This is a genomic window from Buttiauxella sp. AC142 (genome assembly GCF_979253435.1).
This window is the reverse complement of the sequence record NZ_CEEDCH010000001.1, coordinates 4,142,039-4,154,774: the sequence shown is the minus strand read 5'-3', so window position 1 is coordinate 4,154,774 and position 12,736 is coordinate 4,142,039. Positions and strand designations below refer to the sequence as shown.

The following is a 12,736-nucleotide window of genomic DNA, read 5'->3' as shown; positions in this document are numbered from 1 at the left end:
TACTTAAGCTTTAATCTGAACCTGGCCGTCTTGTACGCGCGCTGGGTAGTGCGCAATTGAGCGGCTCTCGTCTTCCATGCACAGTCCGTCTCGCAGTCTGAAACGCTGCTTTTTCAACGGGCTGGCAACCCAAAGTTCATTCTGGTGCTCGGCAATCAGGCCACGCGACAGCACGCTCGCTTCAAAGAACGGGTCAATGTTGCTGATGGCAAATACCTGGTCGTCATTGCGCGGGCGGAAAATCGCAACTTGCTTATTGCCGACTAGCGCACAAACTCCGGTAGCGGGCAGGATGTCGTTTAACTGGCAAACGGTAGTCCACTGGCTCATACATTTTCCTCCACTTCTTCTACCAGGGTGACCGGGATACGCTCGTATGGCGTTGCCGGGCGATGCTGCTCACGCTCAGGGACGATTTGTACATTCGGATCGCGCACCGGGCTGTTGATGAAGTGCTTGAAGCGAACCTGAGCTTCCGGGGTATTGACCGTTTCAGTCCACTCGCAAATCACTTTCTCGCGCAGACGTTCCAGCTCGGCTTCGAGCTGATCGTTCAGGCCCAGTTTGTCTTCGATGATGACTTTTTTCAGATACTCGATGCCGCCTTCCAGGCTATCTAACCATGGAGCGGTACGCGTCAGTTTGTCGGCGGTACGGATGTAGAACATCATGAAACGGTCGAGATATTTGAGAAGCGTTTCGCGGTCTAAATCTGCGGCCAGTAAATCGGCGTGGCGAGGTTTCATGCCGCCGTTACCGCACACATACAGGTTCCAGCCTTTTTCAGTCGCGATAATACCGACGTCTTTACCCTGTGCTTCCGCACATTCACGAGTACAGCCCGATACACCGAACTTCATTTTGTGTGGAGTACGAATACCTTTGTAGCGGTTTTCCAGCTCAACACCGAAGCCAACGCTATCGCCAACGCCGTAACGGCACCAGGTGCTACCCACGCAGGTTTTCGCCATGCGCAACGCTTTTGCATAGGCATGGCCCGTTTCAAAACCGGCTTCAATCAGCTGACGCCAGATTTCTGGTAAATCGTCTTTCTGCGCACCAAACAGGCCGATACGCTGGGAGCCGGTGATTTTGGTATAGAGATTGTATTCGCGTGCGATACGCCCGACTTCCATCAAACCTTCCGGTGTGATTTCTCCGCCTGCGGAACGTGGAATGACAGAGTAAGTCCCGTCTTTCTGAATGTTGCCGAGGAAGTTGTCGTTAGTATCCTGAAGCGGCGTGTGCTGTGGTGCCAGCACATAGTCGTTCCAGCAAGAGGCCAGCAAAGAACCGACGGTCGGTTTACACACTTCACAGCCGTAGCCTTTGCCGTATTTTTGCAGTAGCTCGTCGAAGGATTTAATGCCTTCCACACGAATCAGGTGATACAGCTCCTGGCGAGAGAACGCGAAGTGCTCGCACAGATTATGGTTAACTTCGATGCCTTGCTTGCTCAGTTCGGCATTCAAAACTTGAGTGATCAAAGGAATGCAACCACCACAGCCAGTGCCGGCTTTGGTTTCTGCTTTCAATGCAGCGACAGTATGGCAGCCGTTGTTGATGGCTTTAACCAGATGACCTTTAGTGACATCAAAGCAGGAGCAGATTTGCGCGCTGTCCGGGAGTTTATCAACACCAATTGCCGGCTTACCGGCGCTGGCATGTGCAGGCAGAATCAGCGCGTCCGGGTTTTCTGGCAGTTCGATGTTATTCAGAACCAGTTGCAGAAGGTTGCCGTAATCGCTGGTATCGCCGACCAGAACAGCGCCGAGCAGGGTTTTGTTGTCAGCGCTAACAATCAGACGCTTATAAACTTCTTTGCTTTCGTCGAGATAAACATAGCTGCGGCATTCCGGTGTGCGACCATGCGCATCACCAATCCCGCCCACATCCACGCCGAGCAGTTTCAGCTTGGCGCTCATATCAGCGCCTTCGAAGGCGTTTTCTGTACCGAGCAGGTGGTCAGCTGTGACCTGGGCCATTTTGTAGCCAGGGGCGACCAGGCCGAATGTGCGGTTGTTCCAGCTCGCGCATTCGCCGATAGCGTAGATGTCTGGATCAGACGTCTGGCAGCTATCGTTCACCGCGATACCGCCGCGTTGCCCTGTTGCCAGGCCGCATTGTGTTGCCAGCTTATCGCGTGGACGGATACCGGTGGAGAAGACGATGAAATCTACTTCCAGGTCTGTGCCGTCAGCGAAACGCATGGTCTTACGCGCTTGCGTACCTTCCTGCACGATTTCCAGCGTATTTTTGCTGGTATGTACGCGCACACCCATGCTCTCAATCTTATTGCGCAGCTGCTCGCCGCCCATGCGGTCAAGCTGTTCGGCCATCAGCATTGGCGCGAATTCAATAACATGCGTTTCAACGCCGAGGTTTTTCAGCGCGCCTGCGGCTTCAAGGCCGAGCAGGCCACCACCGACCACGGCGCCGCGCTTGCTGCGGCGGGCACATGCTTCGATAGCGTTCAAATCTTCAATGGTGCGGTAGACGAAACAGTCTTGTGTTTCGGAGCCTTTAATCGGCGGGATCCACGGGTATGAACCGGTCGCCATGACCAGTTTGTCGTAATACACGGTACGGCCAGTATTCGAGTGAATGACTTTTTCCTGGCGGTTAATGGTGATGGCGCGTTCGCCAACCAGCACTTTTACACCGTGTTTCTCATAGAAACCGTCACGAACAAGGGATAATTCTTCAGCGGTATGATGGGAGAAATAGGAAGATAAATGCACGCGGTCGTAGGCTTTGCGTGGCTCTTCACAAAAAACGGTGATATCGAATTGGCCTGGCTGGGCTTTATCAAGTAAGTCTTCGATAAAGCGATGGCCGACCATGCCATTACCGATGATTGCGATTTTGACTTTGCTCATAATTGCCTCAATTTCTTTTCTATTACTGCCTACCTTAACGATTCAGCAATGGCGATTATTGATACAAATCAAATACACCTTTATATACCTCTTAATGGGTATATTGCTGATTTTAGTGGGTTTTTATAAGTGACGGAAATGTTTAGCTATTCACTGGAAGACAATAAATGCCCTGATTTTGCCTGGTCGTGCTATGAAATAGAGGCAGCTAATCAACAAGGGGTGGGTATGAGCAAGTTGGCGTTGGAGTTAATTCAGAATGTGCGTCTGGTCGGGCGTGAAGGGTTGTGGCAAATAACCATCGAAAATGGGCGCATCAACGCCATAAAACCCATGGATGATACCCAGCCGGAAAGCGAGCAGATTCTAAACGGGCGAGGCGGTCTGGCGATCCCGCCATTTATTGAGCCTCATATTCACCTTGATACTACGCAGACCGCGGGCCAACCGAACTGGAACCAGTCGGGCACTTTGTTTGAAGGCATTGAACGTTGGGCTGAACGTAAAGCACTTCTGACGCACGAGGATGTGAAACAACGCGCCTGGCAGACGCTGAAATGGCAGATTGCGAACGGTATTCAGTATGTTCGCACACACGTTGATGTCTCGGACCCGACGTTGACTGCGCTAAAAGCGATGCTGGAAGTGAAACAAGAAGCCGCGCCATGGATTGAGGTGCAAATCGTGGCGTTTCCACAAGAAGGCATTCTTTCTTATCCCAACGGTGAAGCCTTGCTTGAAGAGGCGTTGCGCCTCGGAGCTGACGTAGTGGGGGCGATCCCGCATTTTGAATTTACCCGCGAATATGGCGTGGAATCGCTGCATAAAGCTTTCGCACTGGCGAAAAAATACGACCGCCCGCTGGATATTCACTGTGATGAAATTGACGATGAGCAGTCGCGGTTTGTCGAAACCGTTGCCGCTCTTGCGCTGCGAGATGGCATTGGCGAGCGTGTTACCGCCAGCCATACCACGGCGATGCACTCTTACAACGGCGCTTACACCTCGCGCTTGTTTCGTTTGTTGAAAATGTCTGGCATTAACTTTGTCGCTAATCCGCTGGTGAATATTCATCTGCAAGGTCGGTTTGATGATTACCCGAAACGTCGGGGCGTCACGCGCGTCAAAGAGTTACTTGAAGCAGGCATTAACGTTTGTTTTGGTCATGACGACGTGTTTGACCCGTGGTACCCGCTGGGGACGGCCAATATGTTGCAAGTGCTGCATATGGGGCTGCATGTCTGCCAGATGATGGGGTATCAGCAGATTGACGAAGGGTTAAAGCTGATTACGGAAAATAGTGCGCGCACATTCGGGGTGAAAGATTACGGTATTGCTGAGGGAAATGCGGCGAACCTGATTGTTCTTCCTGCGGAAAACGGCTTTGATGCTGTGCGCCGTCAGGTGCCGGTGCGCTGGTCTATACGCGCAGGGAAGGTGATTGCGACCACGCAATTGTCACAAACCTGGGTGATGTTGGACGATGCTGAAGAGATAAAATACGGCGGGTAAGCACCCGCCGTAAGTTTTTTTTCGCTCTGATAAACGCAGTGCTATGCGCCGCTTTTAGTTCGCTGCCACCGCGTTATGCTGGCGGTGCTTAGTCACCAGACCCAGAATCAGGCACATGATGAACACGACAGCATACAGCGCGTTTGCGGTTTGTAACGCCGCATGCGGGCCGCTGTGTGCCACAATCGGGCCAGTGACCACGAAGGTCAGCATGGTGCCGATGGTGCCGCAGGTCAGTACGAAGTTAACCAATTTTGGTGAAGCGATTTTTGTCTGCAATGAACCGAGCGTGATAACCGAGGTGTAGATTGCGCTGGAGAAGAAACCGAGCGCCAAAATAAACCACGCCAGATGGGCAGGTTCACTTTTGTTGAAGAAGTACATCAGAACGGTCGCGGCACCTGCCAGAACAGTCAGAATGCGTTGCAGATCGAAGAAACGCAAAATGAAGCTAAATGCCCACATGCCAAACATATAAGACATCCAGAAATCGCTGACTAACTGGCCTGCATCATTCAGGTTCATTCCCAGGCTTTTGGCATATTCCGGAACCCAGGAGATAAAGCCCAGTTGGCCGAGAATGTAGCAAAGTGCGGCAATGGAAAGGAACAGAACGCCCACGCCCCATTTTTCTTTCTCGGCAACGTGTTCGGTTTTCGGTGCGTGTTTGCCCAGTGCCGGGAAATCGCAGCCGATAGTCAGAATGAAAATAGCGACATAAACCAGGCCGATGCAGACGTAAACCCAATACCAGTTGATGCTACGCGCCAGCAAAATTGCTGCCACCATTGGGAAAATCATCCCCGCCATGCTGAAGAAGGAGTCGGTAAACAGCAGGCGTGAACCACGCTGGCGGCCTTCATACATGTGGGTGATCAGGAAAGTACCAATCGACATGGTGATACCGCTGACCAGCCCGAGCACAAACATCGCGACGGAGAATATGGTCAGGTTATCGCCAAAGACAAGTCCGGCCACCGCCAGAATCATCAATATAAATCCGAAGCGCAGCTGAGTTTTGAGCGGCACGATTTCCATCAACCAGGCGTTCAGGAAGATAGAAATCAGAATGCCTGCGTTCAGGAAGGTAAAGGTATTACTCATGCTGGAAACGGGAACGTGGAAGTATTCGGCTATATTGCCCATCACCATCCCGGTGACAATTACCAACGCGCCAGTGAGGGCGTAGGAGAAGAAGCTGATCCATGTGAGCTTAATGCGGTTGCTGTTAGTCATGACGAGCCTGTGAATAGAAATGTAAAGTGCTTTGACAGCACTCGAGAAGAATGGATTTTAGTCAAAAACGTGATTCATTCATACAATTTATAATTCATTTGCAGCAACAGACTGGTTTCAGAGTGATTTCGATCACATTAAAGAGCGCTACTCATTAATTCATTCATTTAACTTATTGATTTGTGTGAAAGTAAAAAACCGTAAATGGCTGGCGCAGAGTTGAGCACGTCTTTACAATCTAGCAACTTGCTTCATTCACTGCATTCGTAAGGAATTATTCATGCTCAAATCGACTTTGGCGGCTGTAGCAACTGTGTTTGCTCTTTCCGCTCTCTCTCCTGCGGCACTTGCTGCTAAAGGTGACCCACACGTCCTGTTGACGACTTCAGCAGGTGAAATTGAGCTTGAGTTAAATAGCCAGAAAGCCCCAGTTTCTGTGAAAAACTTTGTGGATTACGTTAACAGCGGCTTCTACAACAACACCATTTTCCATCGCGTGATCCCGGGCTTCATGCTCCAGGGCGGCGGCTTCACGGCAGATATGAATCAGAAGCAGCCAAACCCACCGATTAAAAACGAAGCCGATAACGGCTTGCGTAATACTCGCGGTACCATTTCTATGGCCCGTACCGCCGATAAAGACAGCGCGACCAGCCAGTTCTTCCTGAATGTGGCAGATAACGCTTTCCTCGATCACGGCCAGCGCGACTTTGGTTACGCGGTATTCGGTAAAGTTGTGAAAGGGATGGACGTTGCCGATAAAATCTCTCAGGTACAAACTCACGACGTTGGCCCATACCAAAATGTGCCGTCAAAACCTGTAGTTATCCTCTCCGCGAAAGTCCTGCCGTAAAAAATTCCTGCGCGGGTTTCCTCCACCCGCGCATTGACTTCCTTCCTGCACTTCCCCCGATTGCTGCTTATACTTGTGGCAAGTATGGGTCGTCACGTTAGGGAGGCATCATGGCAAAGAAACTGACCGATAAACAAAAGTCCCGCCTTTGGCAGCAATTGCGCAGCCGTTCGTTTCAGGCCAGTTCCCGGCTGGATATCCTTGAGCCTCATGCGCAAGATGAGCTTATCGCGCAGCGTGTAGAAACGATTGAACTTGGCCCGTTGCATCGCGGATTACCCTGGTTGTGTGCCATCCATCAGCAGCTTTTTCAGGATGTTTTCGACTGGGCAGGCGAGCTACGAGATGTTGATATTTCCAAAGGGGAGATACAGTTCTGCCATTTCGAGTACATCGAAAATGAAGGCAACGATCTGATGCAAGAAATGGAGGATGAGCATTATCTCGTCGGACTTACCAGAAATGAGTTCGTTCAGCGCCTGTCGCATTACTATTGTGAAATTAACGTCCTTCATCCGTTTTTTGTTGGCAGTGGTCGGGCACAGCGCGTTTTCTTCGAGCAGCTAGCGATTCACGCTGGTTACATCCTCGATTGGAAAGACGTATCGCCTGAAGCATGGGCAACGGCGAATCAGGCCGGGGCATTGGGTGATTTGACGCTGCTCAATGAGATTTTCACTAAAGTGGTGAGCGAAGCGCGCGAAAGCGAATAGAATAGCGCGGTTCTTTTTTACCCTGGAGCCGCGATGCTACTGCTTATCGACAACTACGACTCATTCACCTGGAACCTTTATCAGTACTTTTGCGAATTAGGTGCAGAAGTGGTGGTGAAACGTAACGATGAGCTGACCCTTTCTGATATCAGCGCGTTAGCCCCAGAAAAGTTGGTTATCTCGCCAGGCCCCTGCACGCCCACCGAAGCAGGGATTTCTCTTGCGGCGATTGCGCATTTCGCCGGACAGTTACCGATTCTCGGGGTATGTCTTGGTCACCAGGCGATTGCCCAGGCGTTTGGGGCGACCATTGTGCGTGCCGAAAAAGTGATGCATGGCAAAACATCCGCTATTACGCATAACAATTCTGGCGTATTCAACGGCCTGAATAATCCCCTTACCGTCACGCGCTATCACTCTTTGGTTATCGACCCCGCAACATTACCCGACTGCTTTGACGTGACCGCCTGGACGGATAAGCAAGAGATTATGGGGATCCGTCACCGCGAGCTTGAGCTGGAGGGTGTGCAGTTTCACCCGGAAAGTATTCTCAGTGAGCAGGGGCACCAGCTGTTAGCCAATTTCCTCAATCGTTGATTTTTTATTGCCAGATAATGATTTTTTATGCATATTTCATGATTATATTTTCATGTCTGTTCTTGCGTAAAAATGGGATGGCAATTAATGGCAAGCGAACAATCAGCAATTACCCGCGCTACTTTTGATGAAGTGATTTTGCCGATTTATGCACCGGCGGAGTTTATCCCGGTTAAAGGCAAAGGCAGTCGTGTTTGGGATCAACAAGGTAAAGAGTACGTTGATTTCGCCGGTGGGATTGCCGTCACGGCATTAGGTCACTGCCACCCGGCGTTAGTGGAAGCGTTAAAAAGTCAGGGCGAAACGCTATGGCATACCAGCAACGTTTTCACCAATGAACCCGCGTTGCGCCTGGGCCGCAAACTGATTGATGCTACTTTTGCTGAACGCGTACTGTTTATGAACTCTGGTACCGAAGCCAACGAAACCGCCTTCAAACTGGCACGGTACTACGCTTCTACGCGCCATAGTCCGTATAAAACCAAAATTATTGCCTTCCATAATGCCTTCCACGGTCGTTCGCTGTTTACCGTTTCTGTTGGCGGTCAGCCGAAGTATTCCGACGGCTTTGGCCCGAAGCCAGCCGATATTATTCATGTGCCGTTTAACGACTTGCATGCAGTGAAAGCGGTGATGGATGACCATACTTGTGCGGTCGTGGTCGAGCCGATTCAGGGCGAGGGCGGTGTAACGGCGGCAACCCCAGAATTCCTGCAAGGCTTGCGCGAGTTGTGCGATGAGCATAAAGCGTTGCTGGTATTCGATGAAGTGCAGTGCGGGATGGGGCGTATCGGCGAGTTGTTTGCGTACATGCATTACGGCGTGACGCCAGACATTCTGACCAGCGCGAAGGCACTCGGCGGTGGCTTCCCGGTCAGCGTCATGCTGACTACTCAGGAAATTGCTTCTGCGTTCCATGTTGGCACTCATGGTTCAACCTACGGCGGAAACCCGCTGGCATGTGCCGTTGCAGGTGCGGCGTTTGACATCATCAATACGCCTGAGGTTTTGAAAGGCGTTGCGACGAAACGCCAGCAGTTCGTTAAGCATTTGCAGCAAATCGACGAGCAATTCGACGTGTTCAGCGACATTCGTGGCATGGGCTTATTGATTGGCGCTGAGTTGAAACCTCACTACAAAGGCCGTGCCCGGGAGTTCCTGTACGCAGCGGCAGAAGCGGGCGTGATGGTCTTGAACGCGGGGCCAGACGTCATGCGTTTTGCTCCGGCGTTAATTGTTGAGGATGCTGATATCGAAGACGGTATGACGCGCTTTGCCAAAGCGGTCGCAAAAGTCGTTAACGCTTAATCGCCCGTCAATTTGAGCGGCGTAAGCGGCTCAGCCAGATACCGTGATGTGGCCGCTGACGCCATGCAACCGAAGAAATGGTATGCATGGTGCTGAGGTGGCCCAACACCCGCTGTAAATGTTGTTCCATGGTACTTAGCGGCCCGCTCGGAAGCCCTTCCAGCGGGTCGAGAATATTCGCATCATTGGTTTCCCCAGGCCCATCATATTGAAGCCGCTGCTGGCATCGTTGCAGCGCAATTTCACACGATTGCAAATAACGCTGGGCGAGATCCGGCGTCAACATGTTGTGCTCGCGGGCAAGTGTGGTCATCGCATTGATGTGTTCGACGATAAACTGGCTGTGCGTCACCCATAGTTTCATATCGGCAAGATAGTGCGAGTTAAATCCAGGTTCCTGCATCGCCTGGTTGAGCGAGTTGAATAAGGCATTGTGCGCCTGGTTGACCCTCATTCGCGAATACGCCAGCGGGGTGGGTTCCGGGTCGCTGCTCAGAATCAGGCGAATCGCATCCTGATCGCGCTCCAGAGCATCGTGGGCGTTCTGGCGCAGTAAACCACTTTGCCACTGTGGCCACAGCCACACCATGCCACCAAAGGCAATCAGGCAGCCGAGCAGCGTATCTATTAAGCGCGGAACGATGTACTGCTCGGCGCTGAGGGTGATGAGTTGCAGGGTGTAAACCGCCGTGACGGTAAAGCCAATTGTCGCCCAACCGTAACTCTTACGAATGAACAAATAGCTGACCAGCGTAATGATCAACATCGCGGCCAGCGCGATATCTTGCGGAAAGTGGAAGTGCAGCGCGATGCCCGCTATCGCTAAACCTGCAATGGTGCCTGCCGACCGGTGAAGAATTCTCACCCGGGTCGCGCCATAGCCGTTTTGCGTCACAAACATTACCGTCATCAAAATCCAGTAAGGTTTAGGCAGATGTAAAAACCCCCCCAAAATACTGGCGATGGTCAGCATTACACCTAATCTGGCGGCGTTACGCAGCGCGGCGGATTTCAAAGATAAATAGCTTTTCAGTGCTGCCCAAAGTGGCAAGCGACGCTGCCGGTCTTCCATCAAATCACGGATATACAACGGGCGCTGGGTGCGTAAAACACGGCCAATCCGACTGAAGTGATAATGGCAAAATTGCCCAACCGGGTTATCCGGATTTTGACGCGCGATTTTCTCAAGGGCATCAATCTGTTTATCCATCGTGAAACGCTGTGGGAACCGATGATAAAGAATGTCGTCAGCCAGCACGCGTAAACGCGCTGCAATGGTCTGCGCGTTCCAGCGAATCACGGCTTCAGCGTGACTTTTCTCAACCAGCTTTTGCACTTCGGCAGGTTGGTGGAGGCTGACGGAAATGTGTTCTTGTAAATCCAGAGCGACCTGAAACGCGCGCAGTAATCGCTTGTAGCCGTTTTGCTGATTCGCTGCCAGCATGTGTAATTGCTGGTAGCAAATAGTGATTAAATCAACGGCTTTTTGTTGACGCGCCAGCAGCGGAGGCAGCGCTTTTTCAGGGTCGGTATGCTGCGTTAGCATGCCATATTTGGCTTCGCAGTAATCCGCCAGTTGGCGATAGAGCAGGCTTAATGATTCGCGCAGTGGCTGCTCGCGCCACATCCAGAACCAAAACCAGTTAAACACGCCGTACCAAATTGTACCGCTGACATACAGCAGCATTGGCTTCCAGATGGGCATATTCCCCGCCATGCTGAGTGTAAAGATCGCGGCAATGAGTGAGGCGGGAAGCAGACGAGCGTGCAGGGAGCTGATTTCGGCTGTGACGCCCAGCAATAGCGCCATTACGGCCAATATCACCGGCAACGGCACTGAGGTATAAAGCAATAAAAGCTGCATGATCAAACTGCTGACGGCAAACAGGCTACCGCCGACGATCAGGCGTTTGAAGAAGCGTTTATGGGGAGTATCAAGTCCTGCAATGTTGCAGCAGGCAGGGACTAAAGAGAAAAGCAGGCCGGACTGGAGATTGCCAAAGAGCAAACCTACTGCCACCGGAAGGCACAGCACCAGCGTTTGCCGCAGTGCGTAGTTAACTTCAGGATGGTAGATCAGTCTTCGCCACATAAACCCTTCTTACTTAAAGCTGCAGCGGCGTTAGCTGCGTTCATTCACCCGAATCACTTACTTGAGTAAGCTCATCGGGATGAACTCACTTGCTGCCTTGCTGCAACTTCAATTAATCGGGTTTCGGATTTAGTTTTTTAGAGACAAAAAAGGCGTGTTATGAAGCAACACGCCATTTTTGAGACGGAGATTAACGAGTGCCGTAAACGACGATCGTTTTACCGTGAGCAGAGATCAGATTTTGATCTTCCAGCATTTTCAAGATACGACCAACGGTTTCGCGAGAGCAACCCACGATCTGACCGATTTCCTGACGGGTAATTTTTATCTGCATACCGTCCGGGTGGGTCATTGCATCAGGCTGTTTAGCCAGGTTCAGCAGTGTCTGCGCGATACGACCAGTCACATCCAGGAATGCCAGGTTACCCACTTTCTCAGATGTAACTTGCAGACGACTAGCCATCTGTGAAGACAGGCGCATCAGGATATCTGGATTGACCTGAATCAGCTGGCGGAATTTTTTATATGAAATTTCAGCCACTTCGCAGGCACTTTTAGCACGAACCCAAGCACTACGTTCCTGACCTTCTTCGAACAGCCCTAACTCGCCAATGAAATCGCCCTGATTCAGATAGGAGAGGATCATTTCCTTGCCCTCTTCATCTTTGATCAGAACAGCCACAGAACCCTTGACGATGTAATACAGCGTCTCAGCCTTTTCACCCTGGTGAATCAGTGTGCTCTTCGATGGATACTTATGAATGTGGCAATGGGACAAGAACCATTCGAGAGTCGGGTCTGTTTGCGGTTTGCCAAGCACCATGCGCGGTTATCCTCTGTTTTATAACTGGCTACCAACGACAGGACGCTAAACATCCTGTCTGGCGTTGCAAGTATTAGAATATTCCCCACCTTGGGGAGATGGCATGCAAGTCATTCTTGCTGCCTGTAATTAGTGATGTCCTCTGCATACATGCATAACGTCAATGTATCGATGTAGCATCTGGATTGTTTTAGCATAGCTTTTGACAAGTGTCTCCTATTGTCTCGTTTCAGCTTGACGCAGGTCGCCTTCCATTGCCAGATTTGCTGAATCTGCGTACTCTGAAAGACAATTTTTTCAACGGGAGAAGTAACATGCAAGCACGAGTGAAGTGGGTTGAAGGGTTAACCTTCCTTGGGGAGTCCGCTTCTGGACACCAGATTCTGATGGACGGTAATTCTGGCGATAAAGCACCCAGTCCGATGGAAATGGTTCTGATGTCCGCTGGTGGTTGTAGCGCAATCGACGTAGTTTCTATTTTGCAAAAAGGCCGCTACAACGTGACGGATTGTGAAGTGAAACTGACCTCTGAGCGCCGCGAAGAAGCCCCGCGTCTGTTCACACATATCAATCTGCATTTCATTGTGACAGGCAAAGAATTGAAAGATAATGCAGTTTCGCGTGCGGTAGACTTGTCTGCTGAGAAGTACTGTTCCGTTGCGTTGATGCTGGAAAAAGCCGTAAACATCACCCATAGCTACGAAGTGATTGAAAGCTAGAGTG

The 12,736-nt window shown here is 51.1% G+C and carries 11 protein-coding genes; 6 read left to right on the top strand and 5 right to left on the bottom strand.

Annotated features, from left to right (window positions below; all coding sequences use genetic code 11):
• Positions 1-3: 3 nt before the first annotated feature.
• Entirely contained in the window at positions 4-330 is a 327-nt protein-coding gene (nirD, locus tag AC0IWZ_RS19410) for a nitrite reductase small subunit NirD (protein ID WP_471678676.1), read from the bottom strand.
• Entirely contained in the window at positions 327-2,879 is a 2,553-nt protein-coding gene (nirB, locus tag AC0IWZ_RS19405) for a nitrite reductase large subunit NirB (RefSeq protein ID WP_034499094.1), read from the bottom strand. Before nirB ends, nirD begins: the two co-directional genes overlap by 4 nt.
• Positions 2,880-3,107: 228 nt before the next feature.
• Here nirB and AC0IWZ_RS19400 point away from each other — a divergent pair, with 228 nt between their 5' ends.
• A complete protein-coding gene (locus tag AC0IWZ_RS19400) occupies positions 3,108-4,391 on the top strand; it encodes a cytosine deaminase (RefSeq protein WP_471678677.1) in 1,284 nt (427 codons plus the stop codon).
• Between the two features lie 54 nt (positions 4,392-4,445).
• Here the strand turns inward: AC0IWZ_RS19400 and tsgA are convergent, their stop codons facing one another.
• A complete protein-coding gene (gene tsgA, locus AC0IWZ_RS19395; protein ID WP_471678678.1) occupies positions 4,446-5,627 on the bottom strand; it encodes an MFS transporter TsgA in 1,182 nt (393 codons plus the stop codon).
• A 280-nt stretch (positions 5,628-5,907) separates the two neighbouring features.
• Between tsgA and ppiA the strand changes: the two genes are divergently transcribed.
• The 4 genes from ppiA to argD all read left to right on the top strand — a co-directional run bounded on the left by ppiA (position 5,908) and on the right by argD (position 9,098).
• The gene (ppiA, locus tag AC0IWZ_RS19390; protein ID WP_034499086.1) at positions 5,908-6,480 is read left to right on the top strand and encodes a peptidylprolyl isomerase A; all 573 of its coding nucleotides are present in this window, start codon (positions 5,908-5,910) and stop codon (positions 6,478-6,480) included.
• 110 nt (positions 6,481-6,590) lie between these two features.
• Positions 6,591-7,193: a putative adenosine monophosphate-protein transferase Fic gene (locus tag AC0IWZ_RS19385; RefSeq protein ID WP_471678679.1), complete on the top strand. Its 603-nt coding sequence runs from the start codon at positions 6,591-6,593 to the stop codon at positions 7,191-7,193.
• Between the two features lie 33 nt (positions 7,194-7,226).
• Entirely contained in the window at positions 7,227-7,790 is a 564-nt protein-coding gene (gene pabA, locus AC0IWZ_RS19380) for an aminodeoxychorismate synthase component 2 (protein WP_471678680.1), read from the top strand.
• Positions 7,791-7,877: 87 nt separating this feature from the next.
• Positions 7,878-9,098, top strand: a complete 1,221-nt coding sequence (gene argD / locus AC0IWZ_RS19375) for a bifunctional acetylornithine/succinyldiaminopimelate transaminase (RefSeq protein WP_410373334.1) — start codon at positions 7,878-7,880, stop codon at positions 9,096-9,098.
• Between the two features lie 7 nt (positions 9,099-9,105).
• On the opposite strand, the gene AC0IWZ_RS19370 is transcribed toward argD, so the two are convergent.
• Positions 9,106-11,190: a YccS/YhfK family putative transporter gene (locus tag AC0IWZ_RS19370; RefSeq protein ID WP_471678681.1), complete on the bottom strand. Its 2,085-nt coding sequence runs from the start codon at positions 11,188-11,190 to the stop codon at positions 9,106-9,108.
• A 190-nt stretch (positions 11,191-11,380) separates the two neighbouring features.
• The gene (gene crp / locus AC0IWZ_RS19365; protein WP_034499073.1) at positions 11,381-12,013 is read right to left on the bottom strand and encodes a cAMP-activated global transcriptional regulator CRP; all 633 of its coding nucleotides are present in this window, start codon (positions 12,011-12,013) and stop codon (positions 11,381-11,383) included.
• 314 nt (positions 12,014-12,327) lie between these two features.
• Here crp and AC0IWZ_RS19360 point away from each other — a divergent pair, with 314 nt between their 5' ends.
• On the top strand, positions 12,328-12,732 hold the full coding sequence (locus AC0IWZ_RS19360; protein WP_471678682.1) for an OsmC family protein: 405 nt from the start codon (positions 12,328-12,330) through the stop codon (positions 12,730-12,732).
• Positions 12,733-12,736 lie beyond the last annotated feature (4 nt).